Origin of the sequence: Pseudomonas fluvialis, from assembly GCF_002234375.1 — a bacterium.
GTDB classification, from domain to species: domain Bacteria; phylum Pseudomonadota; class Gammaproteobacteria; order Pseudomonadales; family Pseudomonadaceae; genus Aquipseudomonas; species Aquipseudomonas fluvialis.
In genome coordinates this window covers 19,806-36,162 of sequence record NZ_NMQV01000013.1, presented here as the reverse complement: position 1 = coordinate 36,162, position 16,357 = coordinate 19,806, and the positions used below count along the sequence as shown (strand labels likewise).

Genomic DNA, 16,357 nt, shown 5'->3' with positions numbered 1-16,357 from the left:
ATGGTGCCTGAACTCGGTCACCTGGCGCTGATTCTGGCGTTGTGCCTGAGTCTGGTGCAGGCCACCCTGCCGTTGCTGGGTGCCTGGCGTGGCGACCGCCTGTGGATGAGCCTGGCGGTGCCAGCGGCGCGTGGGCAGTTTTTCATGCTGGCGGTGTCCTTCGCCTGCCTGACCTGGGCCTTCATGGTCGATGATTTCTCGGTGGCCTACGTGGCCAACAACTCCAACTCGGCGCTGCCCTGGTATTACAAGTTCAGCGCGGTATGGGGTGCCCATGAAGGTTCGCTGTTGCTCTGGGGGTTGATCCTCGGCGGCTGGACCTGGGCCGTGTCGGTATTTTCCCGGCAGCTGCCGGAAGTCATGCTGGCCCGTGTGCTGGCCGTGATGGGTATGATCAGCATCGGTTTCCTGCTGTTCCTCATCGTCACCTCCAATCCCTTCGAGCGCCTGTTGCCGCATGTTCCGGCCGATGGTCGTGATCTCAATCCGCTGCTCCAGGATATTGGCCTGATCCTCCATCCGCCGATGCTCTACATGGGCTATGTCGGCTTCTCGGTGGTTTTTGCCTTCGCCATTGCCGCCTTGCTCGGCGGACGTCTGGATGCCGCCTGGGCGCGCTGGTCGCGTCCCTGGACCGTGGTGGCCTGGGCCTTCCTGGGCATCGGCATTACCCTGGGCTCCTGGTGGGCCTACTATGAGCTGGGCTGGGGTGGCTGGTGGTTCTGGGACCCGGTGGAAAATGCCTCGTTCATGCCCTGGCTGGTAGGTACGGCGTTGATCCACTCGCTGGCCGTCACGGAAAAACGTGGCGTGTTCAAGAGCTGGACCGTGCTGCTGGCCATCGCCGCGTTCTCGCTGAGCCTGCTCGGCACCTTCCTGGTACGCTCCGGTGTGCTGACCTCGGTGCATGCCTTTGCCACCGACCCTGAACGTGGCCTGTTCATTCTGGTGTTCCTGCTGCTGGTCGTGGGTAGCTCACTGACCCTGTTTGCCTTGCGCGCGCCAGTGGTCAAGGGGGCTTCGGGCTTTGCCCTGTGGTCGCGGGAAACCCTGCTGCTGGCCAACAACATCGTACTGGTGGTGTCTACCGCAACCATCCTGCTGGGTACCCTGTATCCGCTGATTCTCGATGCCACCACCGGCGCCAAGCTGTCGGTGGGGCCGCCCTACTTCAATGCGCTGTTCCTGCCGCTGATGGCCGTACTGATGCTGGCCATGGCGGTCGGTGTGCTGGTGCGCTGGAAGGACACCCCGATGCGCTGGTTGCTGGGCATGCTGGCGCCGGTCCTGCTGACCAGCGTGGCGCTGGGCGTACTGGCTTGTGTGCTGCTCGGCGACTTCAACTGGGCCGTACTGGCCGTGGTGTTCCTGGCCGCCTGGGTGGTGCTGGCCGGGGTGCGCGATCTGCTCGACAAGACCCGTCACAAGGGATTGCTGCGTGGCATGTCCAGCCTGACGCCGAGCTACTGGGGCATGCAGATGGCCCACCTGGGCGTCGCGGTGTGTGCGGTGGGTATCGTCATGGTCAGCCACTACAGCGAGGAACGTGACCTGCGCATGGAGCCTGGGCAAAGCCTGGAGCTGGGTGGCTATACCTTTGTTTTTGAAGGTGCCGAGCACTTTGAAGGGCCCAACTTCATCTCCGACAAGGCCACCGTGCGCGTTCTGGAAGAGGGTCGCCAACTGGCCGTGTTGCGCCCGGAGAAGCGCCTGTACACCGTGCAGCAGATGCCGATGACCGAAGCCGGCATCGACGCCGGCTTTACCCGTGACCTGTTCGTGGCATTGGGTGAGCCGCTGGAAGAGGGCGCCTGGGCCGTGCGCGTGCACATCAAGGCCTACGTACGCTGGATCTGGCTGGGTGGCTTGCTGATGTGCCTGGGTGGCGTGCTGGCGGCGCTGGACAAACGCTATCGCCTGAAGGTGCGCCAGCGTGTCCGCGAAGCACTGGGCGCACAGGGGGTGACGGCATGAAGCGGGCGATGCTGTTGTTGCCGCTGGGGGTATTCCTGCTCATGGCGGTGTTTCTCTACCGCGGCCTGTACCTGGACCCCAAGGAATTGCGCTCGGTGCTGATCGACAAGCCATTGCCCAGTTTCAGCCAGGGCTCGCTGGAAGAGCCGGGGCGCATCATTAACAGTGATGAGCTCAAGGGCCAGCCGGCGCTGCTGAATGTTTGGGCGACTTGGTGCCCGACCTGCAAGGCCGAGCACGAGATGCTCAATCGCCTGGCCGCACAGGGGGTGGCCATCTACGGCATCAACTACAAGGATGACAGTGCCGCGGCACGTGAGTGGCTGCAGCGCCTGGGCAATCCCTACCGCTTCAACATCGAAGACCCGCAGGGCAGCCTGGGCATTGACCTGGGCGTGTATGGCGCGCCGGAGACCTTCCTGCTCGACAAGCAGGGCATCATCCGCGCCAAGCATGTCGGTGCCATCGATGAAAACGTCTGGCGCAGCAAGCTGGCGCCGCTCTATCAGCAACTGCTCGACGAGGCGACCCCATGATTCTGCGTGCCCTGGGGCTGTCCCTGCTGCTGTGCGCCACGGCAGCTCAGGCTGCCATCGATACCTATGAGTTTCGCAACGACCATGAGCGCGAGCGGTTTCGCGAGCTGACCAGCGAGTTGCGTTGCCCGAAGTGTCAGAACCAGAACATCGCCGACTCGGATGCGCCGATTGCCATGGACTTGCGTCGGGAAATCTTCCGCATGTTCGGTGAAGGCAAGCGCAATGACGAAATAATCAGCTACCTGGTGGACCGTTACGGCGACTTCGTGCTGTACCGCCCGCCGCTTAACAGCAGCACCGCCTTGCTGTGGTTCGGCCCGGGTGTGCTGCTGGTCGGCGGGCTGCTGGTGCTGCTGCTGATCGTCCGTCGTCGTCGCCCGCAAGCCCAGGCGGCCAGCCAGGCGCAACTGGATGCCGCCGAGCAGGCGCGCCTGCAGGCGCTGCTGGCCGCCAATGCTGCTTCTTCCGCTGATCAGGAACGAAAAGACCCATGACCCTATTCTGGCTTGCCGCCGGCCTGTTGCTGCTGATCGCTCTGGCCTATCTGTTGTTGCCCATCGTGCGCGGGCGTCGTGCACAGACCGAAGAAGACCGTACCGCGCTGAACGTCAGCCTGTACCAGGAGCGCCTGGCCGAGCTGCAGGCGCAATATGATGCCGGCACGCTCAGTGCCGAGCAGCTGGAGGCGGGTAAGGCCGAAGCCGGCCGTGAGTTGCTCGAGGACACCGGCGTCGAAGAGCGCCTGCAGAGCAATCCGCTGGGACGTGGTCTGCCGCTGGTCATGGCCTTGCTGATGCCCGTGCTGGGCTATGCCCTTTACCTGCACTGGGGGGCCAGCGCGCAGGTGCAGGAAACCGTAGAGCAGCGCCAGAACATGCCGCAGAGCCTGGATGAGATGGTGGTTCGCCTGGAGCAGGCGGTGAAGGATCAGCCGGCCTCGGTAGAGGCCTGGTTCTTCCTGGCGCGTGGCTACATGGCGGCCAACCGCCTGGGCGAAGCCGCGAGTGCCTTCCAGCGTACCGTCGAGCTGTCCGGGCGTGAGCCTGATTTGCTCGGCTTGTGGGCGCAGGCGTTGTACTTTGCCGCCGACCGGCAGTGGAACGAGCAGATCCAGGCCTTGGTCGACGAAGCGCTCAAGGCCAATCCCGAGGAGCAGACCAGCCTGGGCCTGCTGGGTATCGACGCCTTCGAGAATGAGCGGTTTGCCGAAGCCATCGGCTACTGGCAGCGCGTGGTCGATGGCCTGGCCGCCAATGACCCGGCCCGTCAGGCGATCCAGAGTGGTATCGAGGCGGCCCGTGCACGCCTGCCGGCTGCCGAGCAGGACGAGGCGGCGGGCGCTACCCCCGCGCCTGTGCAAGCGGCGCAGATTCGTATCGAGGTCAGCCTGGATCCTGCCCTGCAGGACAAGGTGGCCGCTGACGACAGCCTGTTCGTGTTTGTCCGTGCACCGGCCAGCGGGCCGATGCCGCTGGCCGTCAAGCGTCTCACGGTGGCCGACCTGCCGCTCAGTGTGACGCTCAGCGATGCCGACATCATGTTGCCCGGGCAAACCCTGCAGGGCGCCGGCGAGTTGCAGGCCGTGGCGCGCATTTCACGCAGCGGCAATGCCAGCCAGGGTGAGTGGCAGGCGGTCAGCGAAGCTGCACCGCTGGGTGAGGCCGCAGTGCGCCTGGTGATTGACCGCGCGCCCTGATCGATAGGTAGGCTAGCCAGCTGGTCGCCTGGTCGCCTGGTCGCCTGGTCAGTCTGGCTTTGGCGCTGGGGCAGGGTACAAGGCGCTGCCGCAACGACTGCAGAAGGCGGCCATCGCTTCATGCGGGGCCTTGTGGCAGCGCGGACAGGCATGGGCCAGGTGCAGGCCATTGTCCTGGCGCATGGCATTGGCCAGCTCGGCAGTGAAGATGCCGGTGGGTACGGCAATGATCGAATAGCCGGTGATCATGACCAGTGTGGCGATGGTCTGGCCGAGCGCGGTCTTTGGGGTGATATCGCCAAAGCCTACCGTGGTCAGGGTGGTTACCGCCCAGTAGATGCCCTTGGGAATACTGCTGAAGCCGTGCTCCGGGCCTTCGATGACGTACATCAGCGCACCGAATACGGTGACTAGGGTTGATACGCTGAGCAGGAACACGATGATTTTCTGTCGGCTGCCGCGTAGCGCGCTGAGCAGGAAGTTGGCCTGTACCAGGTAGTGACGCAGCTTGAGTACGCGAAAGACCCGCAACAGGCGGATCACCCGGATCACGATGAGTAGCTGGGCCTCGCTGTAGAACAGGGCAATGAACGCCGGTAGCACGGCCAGCAGGTCGATCAGGCCGAAGAAGCTGAAGGCGTAGCGCGCCGGGCGTGGTGAGCAGTACAGGCGCAGCAGGTATTCCACGGCAAAGAACAGGGTAAAGCCCCACTCCAGCAGGTTGAACCACAGGCCATAACGCTGCTGGATGACTTCGATGCTGTCCAGCAACACCACCAGCAGGCTGGCCAGGATCAGCACAATCAACCAGGTGTCGAAGCGTCGTCCGGCCGCGGTGTCGACGTGGAAGATCACCTGGTAAAGGGTTTCGCGCAGCGGGGATGGCGCAGGCATGGCAGGGCTCCGGGTGGTCTGTCTGGCGGCAGTGTGCCGCCGCCAGCTATGCCCGGCAATCACCTGGTGTGCTCAGCGCCTGCTGCTCGCCGGCCGCAGTGCGGCAATGCCGCTGCGAGCGTTGGCCTCGGCAGCCAGTTGGCGTTCCGTTGCACTGGCCTGCTGACGATCCCAGTCCAGCAGGCGTGGCGCCATCAGACGGTGCCAGAGCGGCGGCAGCAGGGTGACGAGGAGTGTACTGAGATAGCCGCTGAGCATGAGTGGAGCGTCGCGCATGGGTTGCAGTGCGGTATAAGGCAGCTCACCCTGGGCATGATGGTGGGAGTGCCGGGTCAGATTGAACATGGCCCATGAGCTCAGGCGCTTGTTGCTATTCCACGAGTGGCGCGGCTGTACCGGCTGGTGTGGATCGCGCAGTAATCCGTAGTGCTCCATGTAGTTGACGATTTCCAGCAAGGCCTTGCCACACAAACCGCTGGCGATGAACAGCAAGGCGCCCGGCCAGCCACTGATCAGATAGGCCAGTCCGACCAGCAGCAGGCTCATCAGGTAGCCGCGCAGCAGCCGATTGTGCCAGCCAAACACTTGCCAGCCCTGGCGCGCCAGGCGCTGCCGCTCGATCTGCCAGGCACTGCGGTTGCCGTGCAGGGTGGACAGCAGGATATGTCGATAGACGCTGCGCCCGCGTGGTGCGGTTGCCGGGTCCAGGTGGGTAGCGACATAGCGGTGATGACCATAGACATGCTCGATGGCGAAGGCGCAGTCGAAACTGAAGGCCAGCAACCAGCGCCCGATCAACAAGGACAGCGGGTCCCAGGTGCGGTGGATGAGTTCATGGGCGGTGATGGTGCCGAGCATGCCGATCATCAGGCCACAGAGTAGCCAGGTTGATAGGTAGTGCCCTGTCCAGGTGTCCTGCCGTGCGCCCAGCAGGTCGTAGCCGCTGAGTCCGCCCAGCCAGGCGCCGAACCCCAGCACGTCCGTGCGGCTGACACTCCACAGGGCGACGAACAGCAAGCTGGCCAGCAGGGGCAATGCAGTCCAGAGCTGCAGGGTCAGCAGGGCCGGATAGCGATACAGCGGTGTGCTGGTGTCGTCGCCGCCTAATGCATCACCGAGTGTGAAGATGAGCAGGATGGCCAGCAGGCCATAGCTGATCCAGGCGCCGCCCGCCAACAGGGCAAGTATGGCCAGCAGGCCGGTGGCATGAAACAGCAGAAACTTCAGGTAATGCAGCAGGCTCATGGTGGCGCTCCTAGTCGCTGGCGGGGCTGAACGGGTCGCTGTGAATCTGCGCGGCTGCCAGGCCCTGGCGTTGCAGGTGCTGGCTGACATCCTCAACCAGGCCAACAGGCCCGCACAGGTAGGCCTGGGTATCGCTGCTTGTTGGTTGGGGCAGTTGCGCGAGCAGCGAGCCGCGTGCGCCGCGCCAGTTGCTGTCGCAGGGCTCTTGCGAGAGCACCGGGGTAAAGCTGAAGGTGCCCGGCCACTGCCTGGCGAGTTGGGCGATCTGCTCCAGGGCATACAGGTCGTCCTGGCGGCGGGCGCCGAACAACAGCCGTACCGGACGCTGGCAGCCATCGGCCAGCGCCTCCTGCAGCAGGGTGAGAAGGGGCGCCAGTCCACTGCCGGCAGCCACCAGGAGTAATGGCCCATGACCCGCACGCAGGTAGCACTCGCCACGCGGGCCGCGCAGGCTCAGGCCTGTGCCGCGCAAGTCGTCGTGCAGGCGTGTGGAAAAGCGCCCGTTGACCAGGCGGCGGATAAAGAAACTGACCTGGCCGTCAGGGCTGGCCGGGCTGGCGAAGGAATAGCAGCGCCATACGCCGGGCAGACTGTCCAGGCACAGCTCGGCGTATTGCCCGCCGCGATAGTCCAGTGGTTCGGCCAGTTGTACCTGTAAGTGCATGATGTCTCGGGTGAGTGCCCGTTGGCCGGTAATCTGCCCGGCCACCTGGCGCACTGGTTCAGCCAGGCTCACCCGGATGTCTCCCTGCGGCACGCTCTGGCACGCCAGGATGTAGCCCGCTGCACGTTCGGCGGCGCTCAGTACATAGCTGCTGTCGGTCAGTTCGCGCACCTGGCCGGCCCGTAGCTGGCACTTGCAACTGGCGCAGGCGCCTACCCGGCAGCCATGGGGGAAATCCAGGCCATGGCGCAAGGCAGCCTGCAACAGTGACTCGCCAGGTGCTACCTGGATGGATTGCTGGTTGACCTGCGCCTGACTGGGTTGCGCGCGCCGCAAGAAGGCGAACATGCAGATTCCTCGATAGACAAGAGAAGATCTCACGGAAGTGCTTACAGCATAGAAAGTGTGTGCCGCGTGGGTGGAGGTGTACGGTTGACATAAAGGGGTCATTAATTGACATTGTGGCCACCTTGCCGTGCCACGGGAGCCCGCCATGAGTCGCTTCACCCTGCCGGTGCAATACCTGCGGCTGGTTGTCGAGCAGATCGCCGTGATGGGCGGGGATGTCGAAGATTGCCTGCGGCAGGCCGGACTGCACTCGGCGCAGTTGGCCGACAGTGCGTTCATGGCCGACCTGACGCACCTGCGTGCCCTATTGGAGGCTGCGCTGCAGGCTACCGGCGAGCCGGCCTTCGGCTTGCTGCTTGGCGAGCGCCTGCGTGTGGGCAGTCATGGCATCCTCGGCTACGCGGCACTGCAGAGCGAATCGCTACGCCAGGCGATTGGCCTGGTCGAACAGTACCTGGCCCTGCCTACCTCGCTGGTGACCCTGCAGCAGTTGGCCGAGCCTGCAGCGGGTTGTCTGCATCTGCAGGTGCGCAGCGTGTACGCGCTGGGGCGCAGCGAACATAGCTTGCTGGAGGCGGTGCTGCTGGCGATCAGCAATCTGTTTGTTGCCCTCAGCCCCGGCGGTGTGCGCTTGCGCCAGGTCAGCTTTCCCTTTGCCGAGCCGGCCTATGCCGCCCTGGCCAGCGAGCTGTTTGGCTGCCCGGTACGCTATGCCCAGCCCTGGGCGGCGGTAACCCTGGACGCGGCACTGCTCGACCAGCCCTTGCAACTGGCTGATCCGCAAGCCTTTCGCGAAGCCGAACAGCTGTGTCAGCGTGAACTGCTGCGACTTGATACGGCTCGCCAGGCGCAGGGCAGCCTGACCACCCGCGTGCAGCGTCTGCTCCTGGAGCGCCAGCAGGCACTACCTGGTCTGCAGGCCACCGCGCGCCTGCTGCACATGACCCCGCGCACCCTGCATCGTCATCTGCAGGCCGAAGGCACATCCTTCCAGCAGTTGCTCGACCAGTTGCGTCATCGCCTGGCCCTGGAACACTTGCGAGCCGGCCGGCTGAGTATCCAGGCGATCGCATGCAGCCTGGGTTACCGCGATGTAGCCAACTTCCGCCGTGCCTTCAAGCGTTGGCAAGGCGTTCCACCCTCGGCCTGCCAGACGCCAGCGGGCTACCAGAACGACGCACGCCCTTGCTAGACTGCGCCCCCGCACGCCCCCAGCCACAGAGAGCGCCATGACAGCCAAGGCACAGGACAGCCTCGCCGAGCAGATCGCCCAGCATCTGGCCGAGCGTATCATTCGTGGTGAATTGCCGGCCGGCGAGCGCATAGGCGAAGTCAAGGTCACCCAGGCACTACAGGTCAGTCGCAGTTCAGTGCGCGAAGCCCTGCTGATCCTGCAGCGCCGGCATCTGGTGGAAATTCTCCCGCATCGCGGCGCCCAGGTCAGTGCCCTGAGTCCGCGCCATGTGCGCAGCCTCTACGAATTACTTGCCCAGCTTTATGCCATGCTCTGCCGGGCGACCCTGCGCAATTGGCGCGAACCGGCCCAGTTGCAGGTCTTCGAGGACATCCAGCAGCGCCTGCACGCCTGCTTGGCCAAGGACGATATTGATGCCTTTGTCAGCCATAGCTTCGAGCTGATGCGTGCCGCCTTTCCCTTCGCCGACAACCCTTTTCTGCAGGAGACCCTGGAAAATCTCTTGCCGGCGGTCAGTCGCACCTACCACCTGATCCTTGAACGGCGCCGTTCGGAGATGCGCCGCCTGGTGGAAACCTTCGATGCGCTGTTGCCGTTGCTGCTGATTCGTGACGAACAGCGCGCGGTACAGCTGCTGGAAGCCTATGTGCGGCACAACTGCAGCCTGGTGCTGGATGCCCTGGCCGACAGTGAGAGCGTCCCATGCGCCTGAAGTGCATCAAACTGGCCGGTTTCAAGTCGTTCGTTGATCCCACTACAGTCAGTTTTCCCAGCAACATGGCCGCGGTCGTCGGCCCCAACGGCTGTGGCAAGTCCAACATCATCGATGCTGTACGTTGGGTGATGGGCGAGAGTTCGGCGAAGAACCTCCGGGGCGAGTCGATGACCGACGTCATCTTCAATGGCTCCAACACCCGCAAGCCGGTGACCCAGGCGTCCATCGAGCTGATTTTCGACAACAGCGACAATTCGCTGGTTGGCGAATACGCTGCCTTTGCCGAGATATCCATCCGCCGCAAGGTCACCCGCGACGGGCAGAACAGCTACTACCTCAACGGCAGCAAGTGTCGGCGCCGTGATATCACCGATATCTTTCTCGGCACCGGTCTGGGGCCACGCAGCTACTCGATCATCGAGCAGGGCATGATCAGCAAGCTGATCGAAGCCAAGCCCGAGGACCTGCGCAATTTCATCGAGGAAGCGGCGGGCATCTCCAAGTACAAGGAGCGCCGTCGCGAGACCGAGAACCGTATCCGGCGTACCCATGAGAACCTGGCACGCCTGACCGATCTGCGCGAGGAGCTGGAGCGTCAGCTCGAACGCCTGCATCGCCAGGCTCAGGCGGCAGAAAAATATCAGGAATACAAGGCCGAGGAGCGGCAGCTCAAGGCCCAGCTGGCCGCGCTCAAGTGGCAGGCGCTGAACCTCCAGGCAGGCCAGCGCGAAGCGATGATCGGCGACCAGGCGGTGGCCTACGAGGCCCTGCAGGCCGAACAGCGCAATGCCGATGCGGCCATCGAGCGCCTGCGCGACGGCTATCATGAACTGTCCGAGCGCTTCAACCAGGTGCAGGCGCGTTTCTACTCGGTGGGCGGCGATATTGCCCGTGTCGAACAGGCCATCCAGCATGGCCAGCAGCGTCTGCGTCAGTTGCAGGACGACCTGCGCGAGGCTGAGCGGCAGCGTCTGGAAACCGAGTCGCACCTGGGCCATGACCGTACCTTGCTGGCCACTCTGGAAGAAGAGCTGGAGCTGTTGCTGCCGGAGCAGGAGGAAGCCAGTGCGGCGGCCGAAGAAGGTGCTGCGGCGCTGGAAGAGGCCGAAGCGGCCATGCACGCCTGGCAGGAACAGTGGGACGCCTTCAACCAGCGCAGTGCCGAGCCGCGCCGCCAGGCAGAAGTCCAGCAGGCGCGGATCAGCCAACTGGAACAGAGCCTGGAGCGCCTGGGCGAGCGGGAGCGGCGTCTGCGCGATGAGCAGGCTCACTTGGCCAGCGCGCCGCAGGAGGCGGAGCTGCAGACGCTGCAGGTGCAGCATGCTGAGGCAGCGCAGGCGCAGCTCATATTGCAGGACGCCGAGCAACTGACCGGCGAGCAGTTGCTGCAGGTGCGTGAACAGTTGCAGCAGGCCCAGCAGGCGCAACAACAGGCCCAGGGCGAGCTGCAGCGGCTGAATGGCCGGCTGGCCTCGCTGGAAGCGCTGCAACAGGCCGCATTGAACCCCGCGCAGGGGGCAAGTGATTGGCTGCATGAGCAAGGATTGACGCAACGGCCGCGCCTGGCCGAAGGCTTGCGCGTCGAGGCCGGCTGGGAGCTGGCGGTGGAAACCGTGCTGGGTGCCGACCTGCAGGCGCTATTGCTGGATGACTTTGCCAGCCTGCCGCTGGCCAGCCTGAGCGAGGGTGAACTGCGCCTGTTGCAGCTGAATGCCGGCGGCGTCAGGCTGCCGGGCAGCCTGCTTGATAAAGTACAGGCTGCGTTCGATCTGTCGCCCTGGCTGGCCCAGGTGCGTACTGTGGACAGCCTGGAACAGGCCCTGGCGGCGCGCGCCGGCCTGGCAGCCGGGGAGAGCCTGGTCAGCCGCGATGGCTACTGGGTGGGACGGCACTTCCTACGGGTGCGACGTGCTGCTGCCAGTGACAGCGGCCTGCTGGCACGTGGCCAGGAGATTGCGGACCTGCAGGAAGCCTGTGCGCAGGCCGAACAGCGCTTCGACGAGCAGGATGCCCGGCTGCAGCAGTTGCGCGAGCAGCAGCACAGGCTGGAGCAGCAGCGTGACCAGCAGCGCCGGCAACTGGCCGAACAGGCGCGCCTGCTGGCTGATCTGCAGGCGCGCCTGTCGGCCCTGCAGGCACGCAACGAACAACTCCTGCTGCGCCGTGAGCGCCTGCAGCAGGAGCAGGCCGAGCTGGTTGAGCAGCAGGCCGTGGAGCAGGAACAACTGGGCGAAGCGCGCCTGGCCCTGCAAGATGCCCTGGACAGCATGGCCAGCGACAGCGAGCAGCGCGAACAGTTGCTGGGGCGTCGCGATCAGTTGCGCGAACAGCTCGACCGCCAGCGGCAAACTGCCCGCCAGCACAAGGATCATGCCCACCAGCTGGCCTTGCGCCTGGGCTCCCTGCAGGCCCAACAGGTGTCCACCCGCCAGGCCCTGGAGCGTCTGGAGCTGCAGTTCGAGCGCAGCCTCGAGCGCCGCGAACAGTTGCAGCTGAACCTGGAGGAGGGCGAAGCGCCCCTCGAAGAGCTGCGTCTGAAGTTGGAAGAGCTGCTTGAGCGGCGTCTGGCCGTGGATGATGAACTGCGCCTGGCGCGGCATGCCCTGGATGATGCCGACCGTGAGCTGCGCGAGCAGGAAAAACGCCGCAGCCAGGCCGAACAGCAGGCCCAGTTGCTGCGCGGCCAGATCGAACAGCAGCGCCTCGACTGGCAAGGGCTGGATGTACGGCGCAAGGCGCTGGCCGAGCAGTTGCACAGCGATGGCTATGACCTGCATGGCGTGCTGGCCAGTCTGCCGGCAGAGGCCGCAGAGCTGGCCTGGGAGCAGCAGCTGGAACAGCTGGCCGGACGTATTGCCCGCCTCGGTGCGATCAACCTGGCGGCGATCGACGAGTACCAGCAGCAGTCCGAGCGCAAGCGCTATCTGGACGCGCAGAACGACGACCTGGTCGAGGCGCTGGAGACCCTGGAAAACGTCATCCGCAAGATCGACAAGGAAACCCGCAACCGCTTCAAGGACACCTTCGAGCAGATCAACGCCGGCCTGCAGGCGCTGTTCCCCAAGGTGTTCGGCGGCGGTCACGCCTACCTGGAGCTGACCGGCGAGGACCTGCTGGATACCGGCGTGGCCATCATGGCGCGTCCACCGGGCAAGAAAAACAGCACCATCCACCTGCTCTCCGGTGGCGAGAAGGCACTCACCGCGCTGGCCCTGGTATTCGCCATCTTCCAGCTCAACCCGGCACCGTTCTGCATGCTCGACGAAGTGGATGCACCGCTGGATGATGCCAACGTCGGCCGCTACGCCCGGCTGGTCAAGGAGATGTCCGAGAAGGTGCAGTTCATCTACATCACCCACAACAAGATCGCCATGGAAATGGCTGAGCAGCTGATGGGGGTGACGATGCACGAGCCAGGCTGCTCGCGCCTGGTGGCGGTGGATGTGGCCGAGGCCATGCAGTTGGTGGAAAGTTGAGCGATCAGCCCGCCCCGTAGCAAAAAGTGATGCAAATCAATGCGCGTGGAGCAACGCCAGACGGTGCAAAGAGGGCGTGGCTCATGCTAGCTTAGGCACACTTTTTTACCGTGCTCAAAAACGCCATGCAGAACAGCGTGTTGCAGTGGCTTCCGGGAGCATGCGAATCGTCCGGTGAGGTGGGGTTCAAGCCCCGCTCAATGCCCTTTTCATCTTTTTTCGGGGATAGTGACGCACATGGATTTTGGCTTGCGTGAATGGTTGATTGTCATCGGTGTCGTGGTGATTGCCGGCATCCTGTTCGACGGCTGGCGACGTATGAGTGGCGGCAAGGGCAAGCTCAAGTTCAAGCTTGACCGCAGCCTGAGTGAATTGCCGGATGACGAACCGGTCGATCCCAACCTGCTCGGCCCGGTACGCGTGGTCAAGCGTGACCAGGAACCGACCTTCGACGAGCAGGACCTGCCGTCGTTCAGCGCCAAGGACATCAACAAACGCCGTGGTGTCGAGCCCCGCCAGGGCGACCTGGAGCTAGACAGCGAGGAGCCGGTACCGACCCTGCTCACTCCGGTCGAGGAAAGCGCCGCGGCCAAGCCGGCCGCGAACAGCCAGAAAGACCTGCCGCCGGTAGAGGAAGTGCTGGTGATCAATGTGGTGGCCCGCCATCCGGAAGGCTTCAAGGGGCCGGCGCTGCTGCAGAGCATCCTGGAAAGTGGTCTGCGCTTTGGCGAGATGGACATTTTTCATCGCCACGAGAGCATGGCCGGCAATGGTGAAGTGCTGTTCTCCATGGCCAACGGTGTCAAGCCGGGTACTTTCGACCTGGATGACATGGACCTGTTCAGCACCCGTGCGGTCAGCTTCTTCCTCGGCCTGCCCGGCCCGCGCTATCCCAAACAGGCCTTCGATCTGATGGTGGCTGCGGCGCGCAAGCTGTCCAGCGAGCTGGAAGGCGACCTCAAGGACGACCAGCGCAGTGTGCTGACTGCGCAGACCATCGAGCACTACCGCCAGCGTATCGTCGATTTCGAACGCAAGCACATGACCCAGAAACGCTAGACCACCGCGGTACGCTACAAGCCTCAAGCCACAGGTTAATCGCTTGGCTTGGGGCTTTTTGCTTTCTTGCCGCGTGGAACTTGCCGCTTGAGGCTTATTTGCCATGACTGACGCCGCCCAACGCATCAGCGCCCTGCGCCATGAACTGGATGCACACAACTACCGCTACTACGTGCTCGATGAGCCGAGTATTCCGGATGCCGAATACGACCGGTTGTTCTGTGAGTTGCAGCAGTTGGAGCAGGCCCATCCCGAGCTGATCAGTGCCGACTCGCCGACGCAGCGGGTCGGTGGCAGTGCCTTGCAGGCCTTTGCCGAAGTGCAACACAGCGTGCCGATGCTCAGCCTCAACAATGCCTTCAGCGAAGACGACCTGCGCGCCTTCGACCGCAGCGTGCAGGCTGGCCTGGGCCTGCCGCCGGGTGACCTGTTTGGCGGCGGCGCTGAGGTGGATTACAGCTGCGAGCCCAAGCTCGACGGCCTGGCCGTCAGCCTGCTGTATGTCGATGGCCTGCTGGTGCGCGGCGCCACGCGGGGCGATGGCAGTACCGGCGAGGATATCAGCGCCAATGTGCGGACCATCCGTACGATACCCCTGCGCCTGCAGGGCAGTGGCTGGCCGGCGCGCCTGGAAGTGCGCGGCGAGGTGTTCATGCCGCGCGCCGGCTTCGAGGCCCTGAATGCCCGCCAGGTGGATGCCGGTGCCAAGACCTTTGCCAATCCGCGCAATGCGGCCGCCGGCAGCCTGCGCCAGCTGGACCCGAAGATCACTGCCAGCCGCCCCCTGGAGTTCTGCGCCTACGGGGTTGGCGAGTACGCCGCCGACCTGCCATCCAGCCATATCGCCATGCTCGAGCAACTCAAGGCCTGGGGCCTGCCGATCAGCCGCGAGCTACGCCTGGCGCGTGGCGTGGATGCCTGCCTGGCCTACTACGCAGAGATCGGCGCGCGCCGGCAAAGCCTGGCCTATGACATCGATGGCGTGGTGTTCAAGGTCAACAGCCTGGAAGACCAGCAGCAGCTGGGCTTTCGTGCGCGTAGCCCACACTGGGCGATCGCCCACAAGTTTCCCGCCCAGGAAGAGCTGACCGAACTGCTCGATGTGGAGTTTCAGGTAGGTCGCACCGGCGCAGTGACCCCGGTGGCCCGCCTGCGCCCGGTGCAGGTGGCGGGGGTTACCGTGTCCAATGCCACCCTGCACAACATGGATGAAGTCGCCCGGCTGGGCCTGATGATCGGCGATACGCTGATCATCAGGCGTGCCGGCGACGTGATCCCACAGGTCATGGCGGTGGTGCCCGAGCGCCGTCCGGCCGATGCGCGGCCTGTGCAGATTCCCGCACAGTGTCCGGTGTGCGGCTCGGCAGTGGAGCGCACCCAGCTGGTCAAGCGCAGCAAGGGTCGCGCCAGTCTCAGCGAGGGTGCGGTGTATCGCTGCGTGGGCCGGCTGTCCTGCGAAGCCCAGCTCAAGCAGGCGATCATCCACTTCGTCTCGCGACGCGCCATGGATATCGATGGCCTCGGTGAAAAGATCGTCGAGCAACTGGTCGACAACGGGCTGGTGCATTCGCCGGCCGACCTGTATCGCCTGACCCACGAGCAGGTGCTGGCCCTGGAAGGTTTTGCCGAGTTGTCCACGCGCAACCTGCTGGCGGCGATTGCGGGAAGCCGCCAGCCAAGTCTCGCGCGCTTCATCTTTGCCCTGGGGATTCCCGATGTCGGCGAGGAAACCGCCAAGCTGCTGGCTCGCGCGCTGGGTAACTTGCCGCGCATTAGCCAGGCGCTGCCCGAGGTGCTGACCTGGTTGCCGGATGTGGGGCAGGAGGTGGCGCATGAAATCCACAGTTTCTTTGCCGACGCGCACAACCGCCAGGTGATCAACGAATTACTCGAACATGGCGTGCAGCCGCAGCAAAGCAGCGAGTTGGCCGCCGAGTTCACGGCCTGCGCCAGCCTGGCCGAGCTGCTGGAAAAACTGGCCATTCCTGGTATCGCCAGCACCGGTGCACGCCTGCTGGCGGAGCAGACGGGCAGTCTGGAAGCGCTGATTGCGCTCAGTCAGGACTGGCTGACGCTGGCCCAGTGCAAGGGGCTCAACGAAAAAGCCCGGCAGGCGCTGCGCGAGTTTTTTGCCGACCCGCAGCAGCGGCGTCGCGCCGAGGATATCGACGCCCAGTTGCAGGCCTTCGGTATGCACTGGCTGAGTGAGCGGCGCCAGGCCGGTGGCCTGCCGCTGCTGGGGCAGACCTGGGTGCTCACCGGAACCCTGGAAAGCCTCAGCCGTGACCAGGCCAAGCAGCAGCTGGAGGCCTTGGGTGCCAAGGTGGCAGGTTCGGTCTCGAGCAAGACCCACTGCGTGGTGGCTGGCCCCGGTGCCGGTTCCAAGCTGGCCAAGGCGGCGGAGCTGGGTATCCGGGTGCTCGATGAAGAGGCCTTGTTGAGTACCTTGCAGGAACTGGCGGAGCAGTGCGACGAGTGAGTGGCTCGTCGCATGCGGTAATCATCCGTTTGCGGCAAGACGTGCAGCCTGTGCTAGTAAGAAGACAGGGCCG

12 protein-coding genes are annotated in these 16,357 nt (G+C 64.4%); 9 read left to right on the top strand and 3 right to left on the bottom strand.

The features are described 5' to 3' along the window. Genes CFY91_RS07345 through ccmI form a run of 4 tightly spaced genes read left to right on the top strand, consistent with a single transcriptional unit; the run spans position 1 to position 4,209 of the window. Complete coding sequence (locus CFY91_RS07345) at positions 1–1,974, top strand: heme lyase CcmF/NrfE family subunit (RefSeq protein ID WP_093985848.1); 1,974 nt, start codon at positions 1–3, stop codon at positions 1,972–1,974. After that, positions 1,971–2,510, top strand: coding sequence for a DsbE family thiol:disulfide interchange protein (locus CFY91_RS07340; protein ID WP_093985701.1), 540 nt, complete (start codon positions 1,971–1,973; stop codon positions 2,508–2,510). The genes CFY91_RS07345 and CFY91_RS07340 overlap by 4 nt, the downstream gene beginning before the upstream one ends. Further along, the gene (locus tag CFY91_RS07335; protein WP_093985700.1) at positions 2,507–3,007 is read left to right on the top strand and encodes a cytochrome c-type biogenesis protein; all 501 of its coding nucleotides are present in this window, start codon (positions 2,507–2,509) and stop codon (positions 3,005–3,007) included. Before CFY91_RS07340 ends, CFY91_RS07335 begins: the two co-directional genes overlap by 4 nt. Continuing rightward, complete coding sequence (gene ccmI, locus CFY91_RS07330; protein WP_093985699.1) at positions 3,004–4,209, top strand: c-type cytochrome biogenesis protein CcmI; 1,206 nt, start codon at positions 3,004–3,006, stop codon at positions 4,207–4,209. The genes CFY91_RS07335 and ccmI overlap by 4 nt, the downstream gene beginning before the upstream one ends. 48 nt (positions 4,210–4,257) lie before the next feature. On the opposite strand, the gene CFY91_RS07325 is transcribed toward ccmI, so the two are convergent. From CFY91_RS07325 to CFY91_RS07315, 3 genes are all read right to left on the bottom strand, one after another. Continuing rightward, positions 4,258–5,103: an ion transporter gene (locus tag CFY91_RS07325; RefSeq protein WP_093985698.1), complete on the bottom strand. Its 846-nt coding sequence runs from the start codon at positions 5,101–5,103 to the stop codon at positions 4,258–4,260. A gap of 72 nt (positions 5,104–5,175) precedes the next feature. Beyond that, positions 5,176–6,348, bottom strand: a complete 1,173-nt coding sequence (locus tag CFY91_RS07320) for an alkane 1-monooxygenase (protein ID WP_093985697.1) — start codon at positions 6,346–6,348, stop codon at positions 5,176–5,178. 10 nt (positions 6,349–6,358) lie between these two features. Further along, complete coding sequence (locus tag CFY91_RS07315; RefSeq protein WP_093985696.1) at positions 6,359–7,360, bottom strand: 2Fe-2S iron-sulfur cluster-binding protein; 1,002 nt, start codon at positions 7,358–7,360, stop codon at positions 6,359–6,361. Positions 7,361–7,505: 145 nt separating this feature from the next. Between CFY91_RS07315 and CFY91_RS07310 the strand changes: the two genes are divergently transcribed. From CFY91_RS07310 to ligA, 5 genes are all read left to right on the top strand, one after another. Further along, complete coding sequence (locus CFY91_RS07310) at positions 7,506–8,552, top strand: AraC family transcriptional regulator (protein ID WP_093985695.1); 1,047 nt, start codon at positions 7,506–7,508, stop codon at positions 8,550–8,552. Positions 8,553–8,589: 37 nt separating this feature from the next. Further along, positions 8,590–9,267, top strand: a complete 678-nt coding sequence (locus tag CFY91_RS07305) for a GntR family transcriptional regulator (protein WP_093985694.1) — start codon at positions 8,590–8,592, stop codon at positions 9,265–9,267. After that, entirely contained in the window at positions 9,258–12,746 is a 3,489-nt protein-coding gene (smc, locus tag CFY91_RS07300; RefSeq protein ID WP_093985693.1) for a chromosome segregation protein SMC, read from the top strand. The genes CFY91_RS07305 and smc overlap by 10 nt, the downstream gene beginning before the upstream one ends. Before the next feature lie 237 nt (positions 12,747–12,983). Continuing rightward, positions 12,984–13,805: a cell division protein ZipA gene (zipA, locus tag CFY91_RS07295; RefSeq protein WP_093985692.1), complete on the top strand. Its 822-nt coding sequence runs from the start codon at positions 12,984–12,986 to the stop codon at positions 13,803–13,805. A gap of 103 nt (positions 13,806–13,908) precedes the next feature. Next, complete coding sequence (ligA, locus tag CFY91_RS07290) at positions 13,909–16,284, top strand: NAD-dependent DNA ligase LigA (RefSeq protein WP_093985691.1); 2,376 nt, start codon at positions 13,909–13,911, stop codon at positions 16,282–16,284. The last annotated feature ends 73 nt before the right edge of the window (positions 16,285–16,357 follow it).

Coding starts and splice junctions, on each gene's coding strand:
- ligA (WP_093985691.1), top strand. CDS start 13,909: ATGACTGACGCCGCCCAACGCATCAGCGCCCTGCGCCATGAACTGGAT.
- CFY91_RS07335 (WP_093985700.1), top strand. CDS start 2,507: ATGATTCTGCGTGCCCTGGGGCTGTCCCTGCTGCTGTGCGCCACGGCA.
- CFY91_RS07320 (WP_093985697.1), bottom strand. CDS start 6,348: ATGAGCCTGCTGCATTACCTGAAGTTTCTGCTGTTTCATGCCACCGGC.
- zipA (WP_093985692.1), top strand. CDS start 12,984: ATGGATTTTGGCTTGCGTGAATGGTTGATTGTCATCGGTGTCGTGGTG.
- CFY91_RS07315 (WP_093985696.1), bottom strand. CDS start 7,360: ATGTTCGCCTTCTTGCGGCGCGCGCAACCCAGTCAGGCGCAGGTCAAC.
- CFY91_RS07345 (WP_093985848.1), top strand. CDS start 1: ATGGTGCCTGAACTCGGTCACCTGGCGCTGATTCTGGCGTTGTGCCTG.
- CFY91_RS07305 (WP_093985694.1), top strand. CDS start 8,590: ATGACAGCCAAGGCACAGGACAGCCTCGCCGAGCAGATCGCCCAGCAT.
- ccmI (WP_093985699.1), top strand. CDS start 3,004: ATGACCCTATTCTGGCTTGCCGCCGGCCTGTTGCTGCTGATCGCTCTG.
- CFY91_RS07340 (WP_093985701.1), top strand. CDS start 1,971: ATGAAGCGGGCGATGCTGTTGTTGCCGCTGGGGGTATTCCTGCTCATG.
- CFY91_RS07310 (WP_093985695.1), top strand. CDS start 7,506: ATGAGTCGCTTCACCCTGCCGGTGCAATACCTGCGGCTGGTTGTCGAG.
- CFY91_RS07325 (WP_093985698.1), bottom strand. CDS start 5,103: ATGCCTGCGCCATCCCCGCTGCGCGAAACCCTTTACCAGGTGATCTTC.
- smc (WP_093985693.1), top strand. CDS start 9,258: ATGCGCCTGAAGTGCATCAAACTGGCCGGTTTCAAGTCGTTCGTTGAT.